The organism is Pseudomonas sp. FBCC-B35 (genome assembly GCF_059133755.1).
Genome location: NZ_CP101439.1, coordinates 1,823,031 through 1,843,617 on the forward strand (window position 1 = coordinate 1,823,031; position 20,587 = coordinate 1,843,617).

The 20,587-nt window shown below is 60.5% G+C and carries 36 protein-coding genes; 32 read left to right on the top strand and 4 right to left on the bottom strand.

What is annotated here, in order from left to right; genetic code table 11:
- Positions 1-45: 45 nt before the first annotated feature.
- Entirely contained in the window at positions 46-732 is a 687-nt protein-coding gene (locus NMB38_RS08300) for a LexA family protein (protein WP_404697832.1), read from the bottom strand.
- 99 nt (positions 733-831) lie between these two features.
- Between NMB38_RS08300 and NMB38_RS08305 the strand changes: the two genes are divergently transcribed.
- From NMB38_RS08305 to NMB38_RS08375, 15 genes are all read left to right on the top strand, one after another.
- Positions 832-1,056: a helix-turn-helix domain-containing protein gene (locus tag NMB38_RS08305; RefSeq protein ID WP_404697831.1), complete on the top strand. Its 225-nt coding sequence runs from the start codon at positions 832-834 to the stop codon at positions 1,054-1,056.
- 27 nt (positions 1,057-1,083) lie between these two features.
- Positions 1,084-1,275, top strand: a complete 192-nt coding sequence (locus tag NMB38_RS08310) for a hypothetical protein (protein ID WP_064314396.1) — start codon at positions 1,084-1,086, stop codon at positions 1,273-1,275.
- Positions 1,276-1,608: 333 nt separating this feature from the next.
- Positions 1,609-2,361: a phage antirepressor KilAC domain-containing protein gene (locus NMB38_RS08315; RefSeq protein WP_494354960.1), complete on the top strand. Its 753-nt coding sequence runs from the start codon at positions 1,609-1,611 to the stop codon at positions 2,359-2,361.
- On the top strand, positions 2,358-3,137 hold the full coding sequence (locus NMB38_RS08320) for a DnaT-like ssDNA-binding domain-containing protein (protein ID WP_494354961.1): 780 nt from the start codon (positions 2,358-2,360) through the stop codon (positions 3,135-3,137). The genes NMB38_RS08315 and NMB38_RS08320 overlap by 4 nt, the downstream gene beginning before the upstream one ends.
- Positions 3,134-3,859, top strand: coding sequence for a replication protein P (locus tag NMB38_RS08325; protein ID WP_494354962.1), 726 nt, complete (start codon positions 3,134-3,136; stop codon positions 3,857-3,859). The genes NMB38_RS08320 and NMB38_RS08325 overlap by 4 nt, the downstream gene beginning before the upstream one ends.
- Positions 3,859-4,011 carry a hypothetical protein gene (locus tag NMB38_RS08330; RefSeq protein WP_494354963.1) on the top strand — a complete coding sequence of 51 codons (153 nt, stop codon included), beginning with the start codon at positions 3,859-3,861 and terminating at the stop codon, positions 4,009-4,011. The genes NMB38_RS08325 and NMB38_RS08330 overlap by 1 nt, the downstream gene beginning before the upstream one ends.
- Complete coding sequence (locus NMB38_RS08335; RefSeq protein WP_494354964.1) at positions 4,011-4,274, top strand: phiTE_015 family protein; 264 nt, start codon at positions 4,011-4,013, stop codon at positions 4,272-4,274. Before NMB38_RS08330 ends, NMB38_RS08335 begins: the two co-directional genes overlap by 1 nt.
- Positions 4,271-4,402, top strand: a complete 132-nt coding sequence (locus NMB38_RS08340; protein ID WP_267880089.1) for a hypothetical protein — start codon at positions 4,271-4,273, stop codon at positions 4,400-4,402. Before NMB38_RS08335 ends, NMB38_RS08340 begins: the two co-directional genes overlap by 4 nt.
- Before the next feature lie 240 nt (positions 4,403-4,642).
- Complete coding sequence (locus tag NMB38_RS08345) at positions 4,643-5,113, top strand: hypothetical protein (protein WP_494354965.1); 471 nt, start codon at positions 4,643-4,645, stop codon at positions 5,111-5,113.
- Positions 5,110-5,409 (top strand): helix-turn-helix transcriptional regulator, encoded by a 300-nt coding sequence (locus NMB38_RS08350; RefSeq protein WP_373335550.1) that lies wholly within the window; start codon positions 5,110-5,112, stop codon positions 5,407-5,409. The genes NMB38_RS08345 and NMB38_RS08350 overlap by 4 nt, the downstream gene beginning before the upstream one ends.
- Complete coding sequence (locus NMB38_RS08355) at positions 5,400-5,702, top strand: nuclease domain-containing protein (protein WP_494354966.1); 303 nt, start codon at positions 5,400-5,402, stop codon at positions 5,700-5,702. Before NMB38_RS08350 ends, NMB38_RS08355 begins: the two co-directional genes overlap by 10 nt.
- Positions 5,699-6,067, top strand: coding sequence for a RusA family crossover junction endodeoxyribonuclease (locus tag NMB38_RS08360; RefSeq protein WP_494354967.1), 369 nt, complete (start codon positions 5,699-5,701; stop codon positions 6,065-6,067). Before NMB38_RS08355 ends, NMB38_RS08360 begins: the two co-directional genes overlap by 4 nt.
- Positions 6,064-6,192: a hypothetical protein gene (locus tag NMB38_RS08365; protein ID WP_494354968.1), complete on the top strand. Its 129-nt coding sequence runs from the start codon at positions 6,064-6,066 to the stop codon at positions 6,190-6,192. The genes NMB38_RS08360 and NMB38_RS08365 overlap by 4 nt, the downstream gene beginning before the upstream one ends.
- Positions 6,183-6,773 carry a hypothetical protein gene (locus NMB38_RS08370; RefSeq protein ID WP_494354969.1) on the top strand — a complete coding sequence of 197 codons (591 nt, stop codon included), beginning with the start codon at positions 6,183-6,185 and terminating at the stop codon, positions 6,771-6,773. Before NMB38_RS08365 ends, NMB38_RS08370 begins: the two co-directional genes overlap by 10 nt.
- A gap of 285 nt (positions 6,774-7,058) precedes the next feature.
- Entirely contained in the window at positions 7,059-7,469 is a 411-nt protein-coding gene (locus NMB38_RS08375) for a hypothetical protein (RefSeq protein ID WP_494354970.1), read from the top strand.
- Between the two features lie 109 nt (positions 7,470-7,578).
- Here NMB38_RS08375 and NMB38_RS08380 read toward each other — a convergent pair whose 3' ends face one another.
- Positions 7,579-7,968: a hypothetical protein gene (locus NMB38_RS08380; protein ID WP_494354971.1), complete on the bottom strand. Its 390-nt coding sequence runs from the start codon at positions 7,966-7,968 to the stop codon at positions 7,579-7,581.
- 95 nt (positions 7,969-8,063) lie between these two features.
- Here NMB38_RS08380 and NMB38_RS08385 point away from each other — a divergent pair, with 95 nt between their 5' ends.
- Positions 8,064-8,435 (top strand): hypothetical protein, encoded by a 372-nt coding sequence (locus NMB38_RS08385; RefSeq protein WP_049696622.1) that lies wholly within the window; start codon positions 8,064-8,066, stop codon positions 8,433-8,435.
- Positions 8,435-8,752, top strand: coding sequence for a hypothetical protein (locus NMB38_RS08390; RefSeq protein ID WP_494354972.1), 318 nt, complete (start codon positions 8,435-8,437; stop codon positions 8,750-8,752). The genes NMB38_RS08385 and NMB38_RS08390 overlap by 1 nt, the downstream gene beginning before the upstream one ends.
- 21 nt (positions 8,753-8,773) lie before the next feature.
- On the opposite strand, the gene NMB38_RS08395 is transcribed toward NMB38_RS08390, so the two are convergent.
- Complete coding sequence (locus NMB38_RS08395) at positions 8,774-9,514, bottom strand: hypothetical protein (RefSeq protein ID WP_494354973.1); 741 nt, start codon at positions 9,512-9,514, stop codon at positions 8,774-8,776.
- A 132-nt stretch (positions 9,515-9,646) separates the two neighbouring features.
- Between NMB38_RS08395 and NMB38_RS08400 the strand changes: the two genes are divergently transcribed.
- Genes NMB38_RS08400 through NMB38_RS08420 form a run of 5 tightly spaced genes read left to right on the top strand, consistent with a single transcriptional unit; the run spans position 9,647 to position 14,534 of the window.
- Positions 9,647-10,255, top strand: a complete 609-nt coding sequence (locus NMB38_RS08400; protein ID WP_494354974.1) for a putative metallopeptidase — start codon at positions 9,647-9,649, stop codon at positions 10,253-10,255.
- 30 nt (positions 10,256-10,285) lie between these two features.
- Positions 10,286-10,762 carry a DUF2280 domain-containing protein gene (locus tag NMB38_RS08405; protein ID WP_404697812.1) on the top strand — a complete coding sequence of 159 codons (477 nt, stop codon included), beginning with the start codon at positions 10,286-10,288 and terminating at the stop codon, positions 10,760-10,762.
- Positions 10,737-12,065, top strand: a complete 1,329-nt coding sequence (locus NMB38_RS08410; protein ID WP_494354975.1) for a phage terminase large subunit family protein — start codon at positions 10,737-10,739, stop codon at positions 12,063-12,065. The genes NMB38_RS08405 and NMB38_RS08410 overlap by 26 nt, the downstream gene beginning before the upstream one ends.
- Positions 12,065-13,534: a DUF4055 domain-containing protein gene (locus tag NMB38_RS08415; RefSeq protein ID WP_494354976.1), complete on the top strand. Its 1,470-nt coding sequence runs from the start codon at positions 12,065-12,067 to the stop codon at positions 13,532-13,534. The genes NMB38_RS08410 and NMB38_RS08415 overlap by 1 nt, the downstream gene beginning before the upstream one ends.
- Positions 13,476-14,534 (top strand): minor capsid protein, encoded by a 1,059-nt coding sequence (locus NMB38_RS08420; RefSeq protein ID WP_494354977.1) that lies wholly within the window; start codon positions 13,476-13,478, stop codon positions 14,532-14,534. Before NMB38_RS08415 ends, NMB38_RS08420 begins: the two co-directional genes overlap by 59 nt.
- On the opposite strand, the gene NMB38_RS08425 is transcribed toward NMB38_RS08420, so the two are convergent.
- The gene (locus tag NMB38_RS08425; RefSeq protein ID WP_494354978.1) at positions 14,491-15,129 is read right to left on the bottom strand and encodes a hypothetical protein; all 639 of its coding nucleotides are present in this window, start codon (positions 15,127-15,129) and stop codon (positions 14,491-14,493) included. The genes NMB38_RS08420 and NMB38_RS08425 overlap by 44 nt on opposite strands.
- A gap of 64 nt (positions 15,130-15,193) precedes the next feature.
- Here NMB38_RS08425 and NMB38_RS08430 point away from each other — a divergent pair, with 64 nt between their 5' ends.
- The 10 genes from NMB38_RS08430 (at position 15,194) to NMB38_RS08475 (ending at position 20,584) form a co-directional block, all read left to right on the top strand.
- Entirely contained in the window at positions 15,194-15,967 is a 774-nt protein-coding gene (locus NMB38_RS08430; RefSeq protein ID WP_494354979.1) for a hypothetical protein, read from the top strand.
- A gap of 3 nt (positions 15,968-15,970) precedes the next feature.
- On the top strand, positions 15,971-16,948 hold the full coding sequence (locus NMB38_RS08435) for a major capsid protein (RefSeq protein WP_132578447.1): 978 nt from the start codon (positions 15,971-15,973) through the stop codon (positions 16,946-16,948).
- A 46-nt stretch (positions 16,949-16,994) separates the two neighbouring features.
- Entirely contained in the window at positions 16,995-17,300 is a 306-nt protein-coding gene (locus NMB38_RS08440) for a HeH/LEM domain-containing protein (protein ID WP_197874524.1), read from the top strand.
- A gap of 4 nt (positions 17,301-17,304) precedes the next feature.
- The gene (locus tag NMB38_RS08445; protein WP_494354980.1) at positions 17,305-17,682 is read left to right on the top strand and encodes a hypothetical protein; all 378 of its coding nucleotides are present in this window, start codon (positions 17,305-17,307) and stop codon (positions 17,680-17,682) included.
- Between the two features lie 3 nt (positions 17,683-17,685).
- Positions 17,686-18,078, top strand: a complete 393-nt coding sequence (locus NMB38_RS08450; RefSeq protein ID WP_494354981.1) for a hypothetical protein — start codon at positions 17,686-17,688, stop codon at positions 18,076-18,078.
- A gap of 1 nt (position 18,079) precedes the next feature.
- Positions 18,080-18,754 (top strand): hypothetical protein, encoded by a 675-nt coding sequence (locus NMB38_RS08455; protein ID WP_494354982.1) that lies wholly within the window; start codon positions 18,080-18,082, stop codon positions 18,752-18,754.
- Positions 18,751-19,179: a phage tail terminator-like protein gene (locus NMB38_RS08460; RefSeq protein ID WP_494354983.1), complete on the top strand. Its 429-nt coding sequence runs from the start codon at positions 18,751-18,753 to the stop codon at positions 19,177-19,179. Before NMB38_RS08455 ends, NMB38_RS08460 begins: the two co-directional genes overlap by 4 nt.
- A gap of 38 nt (positions 19,180-19,217) precedes the next feature.
- Positions 19,218-19,877 (top strand): phage tail protein, encoded by a 660-nt coding sequence (locus tag NMB38_RS08465; protein WP_494354984.1) that lies wholly within the window; start codon positions 19,218-19,220, stop codon positions 19,875-19,877.
- A 9-nt stretch (positions 19,878-19,886) separates the two neighbouring features.
- A complete protein-coding gene (locus NMB38_RS08470) occupies positions 19,887-20,270 on the top strand; it encodes a phage tail assembly chaperone (RefSeq protein ID WP_027916412.1) in 384 nt (127 codons plus the stop codon).
- Between the two features lie 62 nt (positions 20,271-20,332).
- Complete coding sequence (locus tag NMB38_RS08475; RefSeq protein ID WP_286751576.1) at positions 20,333-20,584, top strand: DUF1799 domain-containing protein; 252 nt, start codon at positions 20,333-20,335, stop codon at positions 20,582-20,584.
- Positions 20,585-20,587: the final 3 nt, after the last annotated feature.

Sequence of the window (20,587 nt, forward strand, 5' to 3'; positions counted from 1 at the left end):
TGAAGCTTCCCATCCCTTTGAAATTAATGGCTTTTTAGAAAGCCGTTAAACCATGAATACAGACTTAGACATTTTCCCATCAACCACAGTCCCGACAATCTCCCAAGTGTCGTCAACAGCTCTGGTCGGGTAAGAATCATTCAACGGCTTCAGGTAGAGGTCACCAGCATCCCGCACTAGTTGCTTGAAGGTGGCCTCGTTCGAATCGATCATCCTGGCCACAACGAACTGACCAGAGCGAGGCTCGATGTCAGGAGCTACCAGAATCAGGGTTCCCTCGGGGAAAGAGGTGCCTGATGGAGAGGTCATGGAATTGCCAGAAACCCGAAGCCAGAATGCGTCTTCGCCCGCCCAGACGTCAGAAGTATGCTGCGGACACAGCGCTACATTCCCCATGTCGATCGCCTCCCTGGCACTGCCGGCTTGAACCCAGCTGATTTCTGGGTACGTGAAGGCCCTTGTTGGCTGCAGCGTAAACTCAACGTTTGAGGCCTCTTCATCCTTTGCCACGCCACGCTTCATCGACCCTTTGCCTGTTGCAAGCCACGTGGGTGAGACACGCAGGAAGTCCGCCGCAGCGAGCAGGTTCTGTCCCTCAATTGTCTTGGTCTTGCCAGAAAGCCAATCGTGAACGGACGGCGGCTTCACCTTGCAGGCGCGCGCCAGCGCGGCCTGCGAAACCTTAGGCGGCCCGGCCATGATTTGTCGGAGTCGTTCTTGAAGTGTGCTCATTAGGCCAGCCTAACATCATGCATCTAAGGTATTCCTATTGACCTTAATAAAAGGTATGCCTAATATCTGTGCCTAAGATTCCAGCCGGAGATACCAGGCATGAACCCCAGCGCAATTATCGAAGCCCTGGGCGGGACATTTCGCGTAGCCGAGCTGTGCGAGGTGCGCCCGCCATCGGTGAGCGATTGGAAAAAGCACGGCATTCCTCGTGCCCGAATGATGTTCCTGCGCGTAGCCCGCCCGGACGTCTTCAAGGCCCTGGAGGAAGAAGCCAAGGATGAAGCTTCCCAGTCCAGCGCCAGCATCAAGAAAACAGCTGCTTAACCACTTTCAACCACAAAGGAACCCACCGTGTCGTACTTCGACCCCGACCACCTGCATAACAAGCCCACCAAGGTTCGCTTGGATGAGGCTGCCGACGATTTGCTCTCGGCCATGGCTCGATTCAAACGCACGCAAAAGGCTGTGCTCGCCAGGGAAATTCTGGAGCGCGGTCTCGACCAGATGATGCAAGAGCTTAACGCGAACACTGACGTGGCCTGAAGTGGCCGAGGAGGCCCTGTGCCAGAAAGCAAAGAGCTGGGAATCCAGCTCGACGGGAAGGGCAATTCAGATCTGGAATTTCTCGCCAGACAGAAGGGCTTAACCCCAGAGCAACTGGCGGCACAAATCATCAATGAGGCTCTGAACAGGATGACGAGAACCGAGCCTGGCCGAAGCAATGTTCGGTCGTTTCGCAAGGGCTAATAAGCCCCTGAGGGACTCATGAGGAACTGCCGTTGAACACAGCAAAACCCAAACCGCAGGCGCAAAAAAACCGGGTGGCCGCCCGGTTCTTTGTACTGCATTCGTAACGCTTGTGTGAGGTCATCATATATGCACCAGACCATCCAAAGCAATACCGTGGCCCTCGCGCCACAAAATGCTAACCAAGATTTCGTGGCGCGCAAGATGAGCAGCCTTGAGCTGCGAGATCTGATCAACGCTTCCAGGAAATCTGCAGGCGAGCCCCAGGTGCGCAATGACCAGTTTCTTTCTCGGGTTGAGGACGAGCTGGGAGGCGAGCTTGAGGGGGTGCAAAAATACTACACCCCCGTGTACGGCAACCAGGTAGCCACTTACGACCTAACGCTGGACCAGTGCATGCTGGTCGGGATGCGCGAATCAAAGTCGGTTCGCCGCAGTGTCCTCGAAAAGCTCAAGTCGCTCGAAGCGCCTCGCGTTATCGCAACCCTGCCTGACTTCTCCAACCCTGTTGCCGCCGCACGCGCTTGGGCTGACGAGGTGGAGCAGAAGCAGATCGCCCAACAGGCCCTAGCCATCGCTGTCCCGAAAGTCGAGTTCGTCGACAAGTACGTCCAGTCGACCGGCCTCAAGGGTTTCCGCCAGACCGCCAAGCTGCTGAGGGCCAATGAGGCCCGCTTCCGCGAGTTCCTGCTCGACAAGCGAATCATGTACCGCATGGGTGGTGAATGGCAGGCCTACCAGCAGCACATCGACGCCGGCCGTTTCGACGTGAAGACCGGCACAAGCGACAGCGGCCACGCCTTCAATCAAACCAAATTCACCCCCAAGGGCGTCACCTGGGTGGCCGGCCAGTGGGCACAGTACAACCTGGAGGTCCAATGATGGCCCGCATTCGTACTATCAAGCCCGAATTCTGGTCGAGCGAGCAGGTGATGTCCTGCCGGCCACTTGCACGCCTGCTGTTCATCGGCCTCTGGAACTTCTGTGATGACGGCGGCAATCACCCGCTGGCTGCTCGCACGATCAAGGCCCTGGTGTTTCCCGGTGACGATATCACCACCGATCAGGTAAGCGGCTTGCTGGGTGAGCTGGAGGGCGCCGGTTTGACCATGAGCTACTGGGTATCCGGTAAAAACTACCTGCACGTCTGCGGCTGGAAGCACCAGAAGATCGAGAAGAAGAACTTCAAATACCCCGCGCCACCAGCTGAAAACGCAGATGACTCGGAGAGTGGTCGTCGACAATTCGCCGAGGAGTCGTCGACTGGTCGTCGACCGGTTGACCCCGGAAGGGAAGGGAATGGAAGGGAAGAATACAACACACAACGCGCGGGCGAGGAACTCGGCGTTGACCCAAAGCTTCCGACCGAGATGGACCTTGAGTGGAAGCCAGACGACAAGCTGCTGAAGGCCTACGCCAAGCGCATGGGCATCCCAGTCGACCTGTTCACCGATGAAGCGACTGCCGCTTTCGTTTGCCACTACTCGGCATCTGGCCGCTTCGAGACGCAGGCAGCTTGGGTGAGCCTGCTGGTCAAGTGGGTGAAGCGAGACGTGGCGACTGCAAGCAACGTTCGACCGTTCCCTGTGAAGCGCCAGGGTAGCGAGCCTGATTTCGATAGCACTGAGTGGGCCAACAACCTGGTGGTGCGCCCATGAAATCAGCCAACCAACTGATGGCCGCCATGGCCAACCGTCCGCCTGAGCTGCATAGCGGCCCCGTGGTCGTGTCGCTGGAGACAGCCGAGGTCGTCAACGACCTGTTCCGCCGCCTGCGGGGCATCTTCCCGGCTTGGCGCCAGGCGTGGCCCTCCACCGAGGCCCTGGCCGCCGCCAAGGAGGAGTGGATTAAGGAATTCGCCTGCGAGGGTATCCGTACGATCGAGCAGATCGAATTCGGCATCGAGAAGTGCCGCAAGCTCAAGAAGCCATTCGCGCCGAGCGTGGGCGAGTTCATCGCCATGTGCCAGCCAACCCCTGAAGACTTCGGCATGCCGGCGCCGGCCGCTGCCTGGGTCGAGGCCCTGATCGGCACCTACAGCCATGAGGCCGTGAAGATCGCCGCCGTGGCCACCGGCCTGTTCGACCTGCGCGCCGCCCAGCAGAACGACAAGGGTCTGCAAGCGCGCTTCGACCGCGCCTACGCCATCGTCCTGCGCCGCGCCCAGGAGGGAAAACCCCTCGACGGCAAGATCGCCACCGGCATCGGCCACGACAGCCAGAAGGGCGCTGCGCAGCTGGCGGACGAGTACGCCGCTCAACGCCAGGTGCGCCTGCTGGAGGTCCAGGGCATCCCCACCGCCGCAGCCGCTGCCCGAGCGCAGTTGCTGGCCAAGTTGAACATCAAGCGCGCCGGGCAGCCGGCTGGGGAGGGGGTGTGATGAACAGAATCCACATGTGGCACCGCATGGCCTACCTGGGTCTTGTCGCAGTGAAGTGCGGACGGCTGGTCAAGGCCAGTCAGTTCACCCCCGAGCGGAGCAGCGTCACTTGCAAAGCCTGCTTGAACGCCATGGCCAAGGAGAAGCACTGATGGACACCAACAAGATGCGCGCAGATCTGCCTTCGCTGGTCAAGGAGTCAATCGAAGCCCATCCGGGCTACGCAGAGTTCGCTGCGTGGTGCAAAAACGAGCTGATCCATCCCCACTCAATCTATTTCCTGATCTGGCAGGCCTCCCGCGCCGCCGTGGTGGTGGAGCTGCCTACTGAATGGCGGACCAACGTAGGAAAAATGCTGCCAACCCCCGCTGTGCGGGACGCCATTGAGGCCCAAGGCCTGAAGGTGACCCCATGAAGCGCGTATGGACAGTAATCGTAGGCCCCAAGGCCTTCCAGATGGTGCTGATGGAGCAGAGCTTGGACCGTGCCGGCGCGCTGCGTGAGGCGCAGTTGATCTGGCCTGAGTGTGAGGTGGTGGCATGACCGACTTGAACAGCATGTCACCTGCGGCACGATCTGCTGCGATGCGCGGTGGTATGGAGGGCTGGGGTCAAATGGGTAGTGAGCAACACATTCGCTACATGGAGCCTATGCCAAACACCTCACGCCGACGCTGCTCCTGCGGGTGTAAACGTCGGGCAACCCACCTTGGCATGGCCAATGGGGTGGGACTGTGCAGCGGTTGCGAGATGAAAATCCGCCGCTGGGTGAAGGAGGGTAGCCGTGGCTGACCGAATCAGCGTCAACAGCACCACCAAGCTCTCCGAGGCCATCAGCAAGCTGACCAGCATGTTCCGCGACAAGAAGTTCGTGGTGGTCAGCCTGCGCCCGGGCAAGGACCGCACCCTGGACCAGAACGCGCTGTGGTTTGCGTTCTACAAGCGCATCGCGGAGATGACCCAGATCGGCGACGCGGCCGACGCCCGGCGCTACTGCAAGCTGCACATCGGCGTGCAGATCCTGCTGAACGAAGACCCCGAGTTCCAGCAGGCGTGGTACCGGGTCATGCGCCACCTACCGTACGAGGATAAGCTGGCGATGATGGGAGAGTGCAAGCTGTTTGGCCCGGATGGGTTCCCGGTGACCAGCCTGTTCAATCGCGCCCAGGGCGTGGCGTACACCGACCGCATCCTGGCCGAGTTCACGGCCAGGGGTGTGTTCTTCGGTGATTTGGTGGGCGAGGTTGCGGCATGAAGGCACAGGAGAAGAACCTTCCTCGCAACAACGATACAGGCACCTGGGAGAGCGATGGCTGGATCGGCTGCTATGGCCGCGGCGTCACGCGCAGGGCCACACAGTTCCTGGTGCTGGTGGCTGCCGGGCTGAACTCGAAGGCTATTGCTCAGCGTTTTTGCATGAGTCATGAGTCGGTCAACCAGCGCCTAAGCGATGCTCGGTTTCATCTGGGCGCCAAAACTCGCGCGGAGCTGGTGGCCAAGGCCATGGCGCGCGGGGTAATCATGCCCAAGGAGGCCGAGTCATGCGCGTAGTCAGCAAGAAGGTCCGCGAAAGCGCCCGGGGACAGGACTGCACAGTCCGCATCCCTGGCACCTGCAACTTCAACCCCGAGACAACCGTGCTGGCCCACCTGCCATGCGGCCAGAAGGGCATGGGCATGAAGGGCTTCGACACCGTGGCGGTCTACGCCTGCTCGGCCTGCCACGACGTGCTGGATGGGCGCGGCAAGGGCGAGGTGGACTGGTCCGACATGCCCAGGGCCATCGCGGAGACGCATGAGGCCCTGATCCGCGCCGGGCTGATGACAGTGAAGGGGGCCGCATGACGATCCTTCACCTGCCGTACCCGCCCAGCGTTAACACCTATTGGCGCCACCCCACCACCGGCAAGCTGGCCGGGCGGCACCTGATCAGCGAAAAGGGGCGCCAGTACCGAGCAGACGTGTGCTGGTCCATACCGCATGCCATACCTAAGCTCTCAGGCCGCCTCAGCGTGACGATCGAGTGCTTTCCCCCTGATAGGCGTAGGCGTGACCTTGACAACATCGCCAAGGGCCTCCTGGACGCCCTGTCGCACGCCGGGGTTTGGCATGACGACGAACAGATCGACGACCTGCGCATCGTGCGCCGTGAAGTAACCAAAGGCGGAGCTGTGCGCGTCCGCATTGAGCCGATGGAGGAAGCAGCATGACCTGGACTATCAGCGACACGGCCTGGGCATTGCTGCTGGCCATTGCCGTCACCTCGACTTGGTGCGTGATCTACGGAAACACCATTGCAAACCGACTCAAGAAGGGGGAAGGCCCATGCAACTGAACAGCGCACGGCAGGCGTGGCATGACTGCTTCTACACTGCGTGGGACAGCCAGGGCTCGTTCATCGAGAACCTGGGTATGCTGGGCACGATGATCCAGACCACGGAGAAGCAGAGAAAGGCGAGCCATGCGGTCCACCAAGCGCTGGCGGGTGGTGTGCAGGCGGCGATCTTCAAGCTGCCCGGCAGTCTCCGGGCGTTCGGCAATTACATGTATGCGCCGAGCTGTGCCGACGACGAGCGAGAGGTGGCCGAGGAGGTTATCTTCGGCATGGCTATGGCCAGGTCCGGGCGAATGACCGCAGCCAAGCGGGAACGCTGCGAGTATGTGGCCAAGGGCGTCATGTTCCGTTACCGGCGTATGCACCAGGGCGGGCAGTCTTCGGCACAGGATCCGTTTGCCAGCCCTGAATGGTTCAAGCGCTGGATCGATGAGACCTATGGGGTCGCTCTTCCTTCCTGCGCCTGGGCCCGGGACTGGGAACCTTTCGTACAGATCTGCTTCGAGGTTTGCGAGGACCTGGACAAGCGAGCTCTGTCGCCGGTGGCAGCAGCAATTTACGAAATGAAGGAGGCCGCTTGAGGGCCTATTGCGCTCCCGCACGGCTGGTGATACCTTATCGGCATTGTTAGAGTTTTGCCTTTGGCAAACATAATAAAGAAACCCGACCTAGGTCGGGTTTTTTGTTGCTGATGAACCAGTAATGCTGCATAACAGTCCGCCAAATTTGATGGATGGTTATGGTAATTGGTGGCAGATTCGTCTTTTTACTTGATTTTGCGCTTGTGGTTGGCTAAGGTTCTACCAGCTCTTTCGAGAGCGCCCCCATCGTTACACCCACAAACCATCGTCTAGTAAGGACATCGCATGAGCCAAAACCGAATTAGTGCAGAACACACAGCCAAGGCCCTGTTGTTGAATCTTGCACTCTATGGCGAGGGGAAGGGTAAAGACCTCTCCCGTTTCCGGATTTCTAAAAAATCGCTTAAGACTGCTGCCAATCGTCTGGCACTTCGCGAGACCTTTGTGGCAGATGTTATTGACGAAATGGCCCAGCTCGGCTGGAGCTGCGTCAATCCTGAAACAATGACCACAGAAGGCGAATTGGCCTTTATCCAGAACGATAAAATTGATGTTTGGCCACGCCTTGGCGTGCAACGCATCCGTGGCGTGGTACGGGCAAAAGGCAGCTGCGAAGATGTCGAAGCGAAAATTGATGAGATGTACGATGATTACTATCCTGAGCCAGAAGAAGACGTTTTGGCGCTTGATGACTGAAAATCAAGGATGAAGGAACCCCGCCAAACGCGGGGTTTTTTGATTTCTAGGGACCCTCTTTAATTCCTTCATCAGGCTTCTTACGCTGAGCTAGGGTGGGGCAATGCCTTCAGAAATCTAATTTTGTGAAGGTTTTGTCACCAGACTGATCGTTGCGGATTGTCAGCTGACCTTCCCCTACTGAGTAGGTGGTAGTTGCATCTCCCTCTGAGTAACGGTTCCGCCAGCGCCCCCATGAGCGGGTGTCGTTCAAGAACGTTGACCAAACGACACTGTCGTCGCTTACCTGGCATCGGTATCTGAACGAGTCGCCATCAGGACGCTTGTAGGAAATCTCAGGGTCGCCACCCGAGGATTTGGCCTTCATCGTTTTGGTAGGGCGCCCCATCTCGACAGAAATCGCCGCCTTGCAAATCTCTGCGTTGGTGAATTCGCCTGCTTGCGCGATGCCTGCCAGCCCCAGCGCCACGAGCAGGCCCACCATCAATTGTTGTTTCATGCCCTTGTCCTCAGTTTGTTGGCGAGGGATTGTAGTGGTGAGAACGAACCACTGACTATCGCCCATCGTTGGCTGGGCCCGTATAGGTAAAACGAATGGACCCGACCGACCTCGGCCCAGGCACAGCCACCTGGCTGGGCGGAACGGGCACTGTCTTGCTGGGCGGCTTTCTCTGGCTGCGCAAATTCCTATCGAAAGATGCGACTGATCGCGCGATGGACAACGCCGATATTGGGACGGTGCGCCGCCTGAACGAACTGCTCGACTCCGAGCGCGAGGCCCGCAAGCTTGCCGAGGCCCGCGCTGATCAGTTCGCCAAAGAGCGCAACGACCTAGCCGCCACCGTTGGGCGCATGGAAGGGAAGATCGAGGCTTTGACCAGTCAGGTCGGCCAGCTCACTGAGCGCGTCTCGCTGCAAAGCGAAGAGATCGCCCGCTTGCGCACCAAGCTCGGAGGTATGTCGTGATGGACAGATGCGCACTTGAATTCATTGCCCGTCGATGGTGGCGCAGAGCAGAGGTCTGGATCATCGCTGCTCTGCTCGTGGCCGGCGGTGCGGTACTGGGTTGGCAGTCGGCCTACTGGGCCATGGCCAGCACCCAGGCCGGCCAGGTGACGCAGATCCGCGAAGCTTACGGCGCTGCCATGGCCGAGCGTGACAAGCGCCTGGACGAGCTGACGATCAAGGCAGAGAGCGCCGTGACCAAAGCGTCGAAGGCAGCGAACACCGCCAACCAAGCCGCTGACAAGGCTGACGAGGCCCTCAATCGGGTTGCGCCATAGGCAGGTTGTGAAAGATCCGTACTACTCGCGCGTGTAGGTAAAATGGTTCGTCCAAACATGGTCACAAGTGACGCATGTCCACTGCTCAACCACGTCGATATCGCTAACCGTCACGGTCCTCTGTTCGTTCGTATTGGTCGTTTGGTTGCGAATGATTCGTTGAACCGATCGAACCCCGTTCAGCTGCTCCCTACGACTAGTGCGCTTTGCCGTGGGCGCGTTGCACTTGGTGCACGCAGCCGGAATTTCTACCCTCTGATTTATGCCGGCCCATAGGGAGATCACTGCTCCGATCGAACCAATGATGATTATCAGCTCGCTGGAGCTGACCATTCCGCCGATGGCAGCTAGCACGAAGCCACCGCCAAAGCAGAACGCGATCTTCGAATTCTGCTTAAGTCTCTCATTTTCGGCCATAACCTGTTTTATACGAGACGCTCTAGCTGAGAGAGGCGGATTCTCCACGGGCGACGCTTGTTTAGTTTTTTCATCTGCGGACAAGGCCCCAAGTCCAAATTTCTGTGCAGTCTTCTCGGAAATCCCCACACTCAGCTCAACAACCCCACGATTGCCAGGCTTAGCCGACCCTTCCCAGATTAGGGTATCTTTGAAGTAAACCTTAACGTTCGCTGGGACAGCCTCAAGCAAGGTGATCTTTTGTCCGTTGTGCATTTTCCGCTGGCTGGAGTTCACACTGACCATGATAGGAGTGTCTGCAAATCCTTTGGCGGTGTCACGCCGCGTTAACGTGATCTCGTGCATGTCTCTAGCCCCGTTGAGTTTTCATCATCATGCCTCGGCTGGAACTGCTGAATCTTTAGCTGAAGGTTTAAATAGCGGCGCCTGCCGAGGTGGCAACATGCGTTACATGAGTACTCTCGCCCGGTGCGACTTATGAGCAGACCATTGCCGCCAGATGATTTTCTCGAATCACTCTGGCTGACCCTGCGGCCCGCCACCGGCGTGTGGGATTGGGTCCAGAGCGAGATCCTAGCTGATACCGGCAGCATCCATAACACCGAGCACGCCCACCTGATCGATGCCGACATTGGCATTCTGTGGGCGTCCAGCGGGTTTACCAAACAGGGGCGTGTCGTTATCGGTCAGGCCGAGCAGCTCATGTTCCGAGCTGGTGGATGGCAGAAGGCCCGGCAAGAACAGCAGATGCGGGAATGGTTCGGCGAAGAGCCCCAATTCCTCATCACCCTGGCGGCTGACTACTGCGCCCAATGCACCGACGCCGAGTTCTGCGCCCTCGTCGAACACGAGCTCTACCACATCGCCCAGGCGACTGATCAGTACGGCGCCCCCAAGTTCACCCAAGATGGACTGCCCAAGCTTGAGATGCGTGGCCATGACGTCGAGGAGTTCATCGGTGTGGTTCGCCGCTACGGTGCCAGCAACGACGTACAGCAGCTGATCGACGCTGCAAGCCGGCCGCCTGAGGTGGCCAAGATCAACATTGCGAGGGCCTGCGGAACCTGTCTACTCAAGTCGGCCTGATTTTGGACAGGTTTGGACGGATGAACGCCTATGGCAGCCCTATCAAGTGAGGTGAAGGTCTTCGTAATTCAGGCCTTGGCCTGCTTTGACACGCCTTCCCAAGTTGCCGAGTCGGTCCAAAAGGAATTTGGCCTGGCAATCACTCGTCAGCAAATCGAATCGCATGATCCGACGAAGGTTTCTGGTAAAGGTCTTGCGGCCAAATGGAAGCAGCTGTTCGAAGAGACTCGTAAGCGCTTTCGCGAGGACATCACCGATATTCCCATTGCCAACAAGGCCTACCGATTGCGTGGTCTGAACCGCATGGCTGACAAAGCAGAGGGCATGCGCAACATTGCACTCAGCGCCCAGCTCTACGAGCAGGCGGCCAAGGAATGCGGCGACATGTACGTCAACCGCAAGATCGAACCCGACAAGCCCCTGGGCTCCCAGGCGGACCAGCAGCACGCCGTTGCTGAGTACACGCTGGAGCCAGACGAGAATGTCCCGACTACCCCGCACCTATGACGCGCCGGTCAAGCTGACGCCGAAGCAGGCGAATATCTACGTCTGGGGCTTCCAGCCTGAGGCTCGCTTTCGTGATGCGGTGTGCGGGCGTCGATTCGGCAAGACCTTCCTCGGCAAGGCAGAGATGCGCCGCGCAGCCCGTTTGGCTGCGGAGTGGGGCGTGAGTGTCGAGGACGAGATATGGTACGGCGCGCCGACGTTCAAGCAAGCAAAGCGGGTGTTCTGGCGCCGGTTGAAGCAGGCCATCCCAGAAGCTTGGCGCGCGACCCGCCCAAACGAGACCGAATGCTCTATCACGCTCAAGTCCGGCCACATCATGCGCGTGGTCGGCCTGGACAATTACGACAACCTGCGCGGCTCCGGCCTGTTCTTTGTGTTGGTGGACGAGTGGGCCGACTGCCCGTGGGCGGCGTGGGAAGAAGTGCTGCGGCCGATGCTTTCGACGTGCCAGTACACGATCGCGCAGACAGGGGAGGCTCGGAAGGGTGGCCACGCACTACGGATCGGTACGCCGAAGGGCTTCAACCACTGCTATGACACCTACCGGGATGGCCAACCAGGTGGCGAGCCCGACCACAAGAGCTGGCAGTACACCTCGCTCCAGGGTGGCAATGTCCCGGCCGAGGAGTTGGACGCGGCCCGACGCAAGATGGACCCGCGCACGTTCCGCCAGGAATACGAGGCCGGGTTCGAGAACTATGCGGGTGTCGTCTACTACACCTTTGACCGGAATGAGTGCCGCACTAGCGCGCGCATCGAGCCAGGCGAGGCTCTACACATCGGCATGGACTTCAACGTCATGAAGATGGCGGCGGTCGTGTACGTGGTCCGGGACGGCCTGCCGCTGGCGCTTGACGAATTCCACTCGGTGCGTGACACGCCTGAGATGATCGACAAGATCAAGGCGCGATTCCCTGGGCATGGCATCTCCGTGTATCCAGACGCCAGCGGACAGAACACCAGCAGCAAGAATGCCAGTGAATCGGATCTGTCCCTGCTGAAGAAGGCAGGCTTCACCGTGGTGGTCGACTCGCAGAACCCTGGCGTCAAGGACCGCATCAACGCGGTTAACTCCATGTTCTTGAACACCTACGGAGAGCGCCGCCTCAAGGTCAACATTGACCAGTGCCCGCAGCTCACGCAGTGCCTGGAGCGCCAGACCTACACGGACAAGGGCGAGCCGGACAAAGACCCGAAGAAAGGTCACGACCACATGAACGATGCCGCGGGCTATTTCATCGCCAAGCGGTTCCCGATCAAGACTCAGTCCGCCGGCACCCGCCGCATCGGAGGTTTGGCGTAATGCCTGTTCAATCCACGAACCCAGAGTACGACGCTCACATCGAAGAGTGGCGGATGATGGACGATGCTCTGGAAGGCGAGTGCGCCATCAAGGGCAGTCCACGCAACCTACCCAAGCCCAGCGGCATGGTCGAGGCTGAAAAGCTGGATGGCCAGGGCAATGCCTACCTCTACCAGAACTACACGGCGCGAGCGCAGTACGAGCACTGGGTGCGCGATTCGCTGCGCTCGATGATGGGCCTAGTCTCCCGGCTCATTCCTGAGGTGAAGCTGCCCAGCGGGCTCAAGGGCGTCGAAGAGAACGCTACCGCTGACGGATTCGGCCTGACCCAGCTCTTCCTGCGCATCGTGCGGCAGACGATCTCTCACGGTCGCGTGCCGCTGGTGGTCAATGTGGACGACAAGGGCCAGCCGTACTTCGCAACCTACGCGGCCCGGAACGGTATCAACTGGGACACCGCCGACCAGGGCGGGCGCCAAGACTTGGTGCTCGCCGTGTTCCGCGAGTTCCGCAAGAAGGCGGAGGACCGCTACAGCCACGAGTGCCAGACGGTCTACCGTGAGTTCTTCATGCAGGGACAAGTCTGCTACACGGCTGTGCGCAACGAAGCAGGCGAGCTCATTGAGGATGAGCGCCCCCTTGGCACCGTTGGCGCCGGCAACCAACTGGTGCGCGGGCTTGAGTACATCCCGGTCATCTACTGCGGCTCAACGGACAACTCACCGGACGTGGACGAGATCCCGCTGCTGACGATGGCCAGGGCCGCACTGAAGTCCTACCAGCTTAGCGCCGACTACTTCACCGCGCTGCACCAGACCAGCCACCCGCAGCCGTGGGTATCGGGCCTGGACGAGAGCGTCGAGCTGAGTGTAACCGGCCCATCGGCGGCCTGGGACCTAGGCCCAAAGGGTCAGTGCGGATATTTGGAGTTCCAAGGCGCCGGTGTCGAGGCCGTACGCACCGCCATGTCCGACCAGAAAAGCGCAGCCCTTGAGGCCGGCGCCAAGGTCATGGACGTGTCAGGTACCGAGTCGGGCGAGGCCCGAAAGACGCGCCAGAACGACCAGCACGCCACGCTGCACAGCATCGTCATCACCGCTGCCAACGCGATCGAGCAGGCGTTGCGATACGCCGCCGAGTGGACCGGCTACAACCCGGACGACGTGGTCTTTACGGTCAAGCCGGAGTTCGTCATACCTGAGGTCAACGCCCAGGTGCTGGCCGAGCTACAGAAGGGCGTCATGGCCGGCACGATCAGCGCCGAGACCTACTGGCAGTACCTCACCACCGGCAAGCTGCCTGAGCGGGCCTACGACGAAGAGGCCGAGCTGATCAGCGATGAGCGCGAGTCGGCCGGCATCAACCTGGACAAAGATGATGGCGACGAAACCGACGCAAACGGCGGACGAGATGCTGCTGGAGCAGGTCAGTCGACACGCAGTGCTGCTGGAGCGGCTCAAGGCGGGTGAGGTCAAGAAGTTTGAGACGGTCCTGCGCCAGGTTGATACCCAAGTGCGGGACCAGCTGACCCGTAAGGAGCTCACGACCTACAGCCGAACCCGGCTTGAGGAGTTCCTGGGCCGAGTTGGCGGCAAGTTGCTGAGCATCTACCACGCGTTCGGCGATCGCATGCAGGCCGATCTAGTTGACATCGCGCTGTACCTGGCCGCTTTCGAAAGCCGCAGCCTGTCCAAGGCACTGCTCATCAATGCCATCATGCCGACCGACTCGCTGATCCGGGCCGCGATCAATACGCAGCCCCTGCAGGTGGCAGGAATCGACGGCGGTACGCTGCTGAAGCCGTTCCTGAGCGGCTGGACGCGCACTGAGTCTACCCGGGTGACCAATGCCATCCGCCTTGGCGTGGTGCAAGGTCAGACCAATGCAGAGATCACCCAGGCCATTCGGGGTACTGCCGCGCAGAACTTCACCGATGGCGTGCTGGCGGTCAGTAACCGCAACGCCAGGTCGGTTGTGCACACCGCCGTGCAGCACGTGTCCGCGACGGCACGCATGGAGACGCTCGCCGCTAACGCCGAACTTGTTCCGGGCTACCGCATCGTGGCCACCCTTGACCGGAAGACCAGCCAGCAGTGCAAGAGCCTGGACGGGCGTGAGTTCGAGATAGGGAAGGGGCCGGTGCCGCCGTTTCACATCAACTGCCGCACGACCATCACGCCCATCACTAAGCTGTCAGCAGCGTTCGCGAAGGGCGCCACGCGCGCGTCTGTGGGCGCATCTGGCGGCGCGCAGGTCTCCGCCAGCCTCAGCTACTACCAATGGCTGAAAACGCAGCCACCGGCGTTTCAGGACACTGCGCTGGGACCGGTGCGCGCAAAGCTGTTCCGTGATGGCGGGCTTACTGCGGAGCGGTTCGCCTCGCTGCAGTTGGACAAGAACTTCAAGCCACTGACGCTCGACCAGCTCAAGGAGTTGGAGCCGTTGGCGTTCGAGAGGGCGAATTTATGAGTTGGCTGAACAGTGGCGCAGCGCATGCTTCGCGTTTTTTCTCAAAGTCATCGAGGATATTTGAGTAGTAAAGGGGCCAGTCGTAGAACGTATTCTCCTCTTCTCTCATAGCCTTTTTCCTATCATCTTCAGTAAAGACAGATAGCCCGCGTCGGGCCGCTTCGGCAACCCGAAGTGCTTGGAGTCCGAGTTCTGACGTGCCCGTGTATGCAGTCATTTCGTAGGCTGACTTCATGACCTGTTGCACGGCGGCGGAGTATTTCAGCCGATTGGGCTCAGGGGTAGATGCTACGGCGATCATTTCAGCAAGAGTGCCCTGCAGCAGAGATGCTTTTTCTCGCAGCTTGGCTTCCTGGCTGTCTATTCGAGCGATGCAGTTTTGCTCTCTCAATTGCCCAGTAGAGAGACCACTCGAAAATAGCGCAAAGGCTGCTGCAAGCACGGTCGCAAGAGCTGCAAGTTTTCCAACTGTTACGGTATCGCTTCTAGCGATCGATCCTCGCTCCGAGTTTATGAAGCGTTTTTCTGGCAAGCGCATCTGCAGTTGTGCCCCGCATGCAAAAGGCACGGATTCTACGTCATCACTTTCATACATGCCCACCTAGGTGGGTTTTTTTATGCCCGCCAGGCGGGTCCATCAGTCCCCAGGGGATAGCCACATGCCTTTTGACTTTGACCCGGCCGCCCACGGCCTCACCCTCGACGAAACACAAACTGCCGCGCTTAAGGCAGCGCTGGGCGGAGAGGTGCAGAAATTTTTGGATGGCGAGGTCTCGGGCCTCAAGACCAAGAACCGGGAGTTGATCGACTCCAACAAGACCATCAAGACCGAGCTGGACGGCCTCAAGTGCAAATTCGAAGGCTTGGACATCGAAGCCGTCAAAGGCCTGCTGGCCAAGGCCGGCCAGGACGAAGAGACCAAGCTGATCGCCGAGGGCAAGCTGGACGAGGTCATCAGCCGCCGCACCGAGCGCCTGCGCACCGACCTGGACAAGCAGGTCAAGGCCGCCAACGAGCGCGCCGACAAGGCAGAAGCCTTTGCTGCCAAGTACAGCGACAAGGTGCTGGCTGACTCCATCCGCGCTGCCGCCATCAAGGCCGGCGCGCTGCCTGAGGCTGCCGAGGACATCATCCTCCGCGCCCGCGGCACCTTCAAATTGAGCGAAGACGGCGAACCGGTTGCCACCGACCGTGCCGGCGAAGTCGTGTACGGAAAGGACGGCAAGACCCCGCTGTCTCCTCTCGAATGGGCGGAATCGCTGCGCGAAACCGCTACCCACCTGTGGCCAAGGGCTCAGGGTGCCGGACAGACCGGCGACAACGGTGGCAAGGCCACGAAGAAATGGGGCGAGTACTCCGAGCAAGAGCGCGCTGCGCTGGCTCGAGACAACCCTGAAGCGTTCAAGCGACTCCAAGCCACCCAAGGAACCTAATCCATGGCAACTACCCAGCTGTCGGACATTTTCGTCCGCGACTACTACGGCGCGTTGGCGCCGGTGAACACCCCCGAAAAAACCGCCGTCTTCGAATCGGGCATCGTGACCCGCTCGCCGACGCTGGACAACATCGCCAACAACGGCCAAGGCACCTCCGAGATCAGCTACTGGCAGGATCTCGATGCCGATGAGGCGCCGAACATCTCGAACGACAACCCGGATGACCTGGGCGAGGTCGGCAAAGCCGAGCAGGGCAGCATGCGCGCGCGCACGCTGTACCTCAACAAGGGCTACGGTGTCGCTGACCTCACGGCCGAATTGGCCAATAGCGAGCCGATGCAGCACATCCGCAACCGCTTCGGCACGTACTGGACCCGTCAGTGGCAGCGGTACCTGCTGGGCGCCGCACGAGGCATCATCGCCTCGAACATCGCCAACAACGGCGGCGACATGGTCAAGGACGCCGGTGCCAGCATCAGCGCCTCCGCGTTCCAGGATGCGGCCTTCACCGCAGGCGACGCGGCCGACATGTTCGGCGCAATCGGCGTGCACTCGGTCGTCATGAACCAGATGGTCAAGCAGGACCTGATCGAGTACCTGCGCGACTCCACTGGCAAGATCATCCTGGCTACATACCTCGGCAAGCCGGTATTCATGGACGACAGTCTGACCTACGCGTCCGGCCAGTTCCTGTCGGTGTTCTTCGGCCAGGGCGCATTCGGCTACGGCGAAGGCACCCCTCACACCCCTGTCGAGATGCAGCGCAAGCCTGACGGCGGTAACGGTGGTGGCGCCGAGGTATTGTGGGAGCGCAAGACCTTCATCCTGCAGCCTGCCGGTTTCAGCTGGAAGGGCAGCAACAACCTGAACCTGAGCCCTAATGCCACCCAGTACGCCAGCGCCGCGAACTGGGAGCGAGTATTCGACCGCAAGCAGGTACCTTTCGCCGCCGTCATCAGCGGCACCGCCACCCCTTGACCCGCCAGGCGGGGCGCTGACCTGGCGCCCTGCGCAGGAGACCACCATGAAAGTCATTTACACCGACAAGCCAGGCCGTGAGCGCGGCGTTTGCTATCGACTCCTGAGCCAGTTCTTCGGAGTCATCGACGGAGCTACACAGGTTGTGATCGAGGGTGACGCGCCCGAGATCGCCGAGGCCTACGAGGCTGCCGGTATCAAGGTCGGCGAGCAATCTGGGGGCGACCAGTCTGAGACCGACCCGCACAAGATGAACGTCCCCGAGCTGAAGGAATGGCTCACCGCGAAGGGTATCGAGTTCGACGCCAGCGCGAAGAAGCCCGACCTGCAAGCGCTGATCCCGCAGGAGTAAGGCCATGACCGACTTCGTCATCGAGGCCGATGTGGTCCAGCAGCTGGGGCCGGACTGGGCAGGCGACGGTGATGCGGTCATTGCCGTGGCCATGGCCAACGCCTGGCTCACGGCCAAGATCAAGCGCGCGGTGCCCGAGGTGGTGCCGGACGCCATCAAGTCCGCCGGTGCGCAGGTGGCCAAGCTGGCCGCAGCAGGCAAGCTCTATAAGGACACCCAGCGCGAAGTGCAGAGCAAGACTGTGTCGGCCCAGGCTGGCACCTCGACCAGCAAGACCTACGTTGCGGGGTCTGTTGATCGCTCGACCGGTGAGAACTTCGCCCTCGACCTCATCGCGCCCTGGACCCGCCGCGCCGGCACTGTAATGCTCAAGAGGATCTGACCCATGGGCATGCGCGAAGAACTGCAGGCCGATTTGGCGGAAGCGTTCGATGATCCAGACGGCCTTGCCGACGCAGTAAAGCCCGTTGCCGGGAGCCGCACGGTCAAGGGAGGGTATGACCCCGAGACCGGCGGCACCGTCCCGGCCTCGACCATCCATTACGTCGGGCGCGGTGTTTTCGGCAGCTACCTGGTCAAGGAAATCGATGGCACACGTATCCAGACCGAGGACGTGAAGCTCCTGGTCCTCCAGAACGAACTGTTCGAAGGCCAGGAAGGCGCTGTAACAGATGTCCCTGCGCTGCCCAAGATCGGCGACCAGGTGAGCGGCTACCGCGCACTTAACGTGTCCCAGGACCCGGCCCAAGCGACTTGGACCGTTCAGCTGAGGAAGTAATATGGCGCGCGGCTCACACATGGCCCAGCGGTACGGTGGTCAGCAGGGTGGCTTCGCCGAGGCTATCCGGGCGTTCGCCGAGCAGGCTGAGCAAGCCCTGGAGGCCACCTTCCGCGAGATCGTGATCGAGATCGGAAGCAGCGTCATCCGCATGTCGCCGGTCGGCAACCCGGAGCTGTGGGCGGCCAACGTCGCTCACCGGGCCAAGGCCAACCAGGCCGCCGACGACTACGACTTCAAGGTCGCGGTCCGCAACACTTTGATCAACCTGAACCAGGACAACTTCACCAAAGCCGGCAATCTTCGCAAGGGCGTGAAGTACGCCAAGCCTCTGACCAAGACCGAGCGCGAGCAGAATTTCGCTACCAATGGCCTGGTAGCCGGGCAGGGTTACGCCGGCGGGCGATTCCGGGGCAACTGGCAGTTCTCCATCGATTCGCCGGCGACCGAAGAGCTTGACCGCATCGACCCGTCGGGCAGCGAGGCCATTACCGCGCTCATCACCCAGGTGCAGGCGCTCACCATCGGCCAGACGGCCTACATCGTGAACAACCTGGCCTACGCGGTTCCGCTGGAATACGGCCACTCAACCCAGGCGCCAGCCGGTATGGTCAGGGTCACCCTGGCCAACTTCCAGCGCATCGTCGACGAAGCCATCAGGAACAACAGCGTATGAGCCATGCACGAGCCCGCCAGGCCATCGAGGTCAAGCTGATGGCCTGGGCCGCCGCGCGCCCGATCCGGGTGGCCAACTTCGAGGAGGGGTTCGAGGCTGAGTCTGGTGAGACCTATCTTCGAGCCTACTTGCTGCCGGCCAGCACCACCTGCCGCTACTTGGGCGGCGACGCCTACGAATACACCGGCGTCTACCAGATCAGCATCGTTTGCCCGGCAGGCCAGGCCCTGGGCGTTGCCGAATCACTGGTCGACGAGCTGAGCAGCCTGTTCCGGGTTGATACAGAGCTAAGCCGCAGCGGCTTCGAAGGGCTGCTCACCGAGCCACTGGAGCAGGGCCCAACCATTACCGAGTCGGCGACCTATACGGTCCCGACCAGCTTCACCTACCGCGGCGTCGCGGACCAATCGCCCGTAAGGGCATAACCACCCGCCACCTGGCGAACCCTCAAGAGGAAATATCCATGGCCGCACGCTTCCCGCTGCCGAACGGCTCTGTGCTGGAAATCGCCAGCGTACTCGCCGCTGCCGTTGCCTTCACTGCTTTGACCAACGCTGCACCTCCAGTGGCCACCGCCGCAGGGCACAACATCAAGAACGGCGACATCCTAGTCGTCAGCTCCGGCTGGTCGCTTATCAACGACCGCGCGGTCCGCGCTGCCAGTGTTGCCGCAGACAAGTTCTCGATGGCTGGCCTTAACACCACCAACGCCGACAAGTACACAGCCGGCGCAGGTGTCGGGTCTGTGATCTCTGTGACCAATTGGGCTCAGATCTCGAAGGTGACCGCCTTCACCTCTTCCGGCGGCGAGCAGCAGTACCTCACCGTCGGGTACCTGGAGGACGATGACGATCGCCAGTTTCCCACCAACCGCAACCCCATCACTTTGTCGATCACTGTCGAAGATCAGCCAGCCGCTGCTTACGTGGGCCTGGTTGAAGCCTACGGTGATAGCAAAGAACTGACGGTCGTCCGCCTCAAGCTGCCCAACGGTGACCAGATCCTCTATCCGGGCTATGTGAGCATCACCACCACCCCGACCATGGAGCGCAACAACCTGATGACCCGAACCATCAGCATCGCGCTCTCGGGCCGTCCGGTTCGCTACCTGGCTGCTGCCTAAGGAAACCTCATGGCGAAGATCAAAATCGCGCAGAACCCGACCTTTACTGCCGAGGTGCAGGTGCCTCGAATCGGTGGAGAGTCGGTTCCGGTGGAATTCGAGTTCCGCTACATGGACCGGGTGACGCTGGCTGGCATGTTTGATCGCTGGAACAAGGCGCGCGACGCCTGGGCAGAGAAGGCCAAGGCCGACAACGCCACTTGGGAAGAGGTGACCGCCGGCGAGATCGCTCTGCAGGCTGAGCAACTGGGCGAAATCGTTACCGGGTGGGACTTGGAGGACAAGTTCAGCCAGAAAGCGATCCTTGAGCTGGCGCGTACCTGTACGGGGGCGCCAAAGGCCGTCATCGACGCCTTCCAGGCTGCCTACAGTCCGGCCCGCTTGGGAAACTAAGGGCGGCCGCCCGGGCGTGCTATGAGCAGGGTCCCTCTGCCGAGCAGTTGGCGGCTCTAGGCCTGACCTTGGCAGACATTGCAGAAGATGAGGTAGAGGTTTGGCCAGATGCCTGGCCTGCCTTCCGCCTGTTCGACGCAATGGGCACGCAATGGCGGGTAGGCCCGGGCGGCCCGTCTGGGCTGGATTACACGGCTGCCCCCATCACGGCCTCAATGCTGGGCATCAAGCGCCGCGACCTTCCCGATATTTTTCCCGATCTCCGCGTGATGGAAGTCGAGGCCCTGGCCGTCATGGCCGAATCCATGGAGTAGATC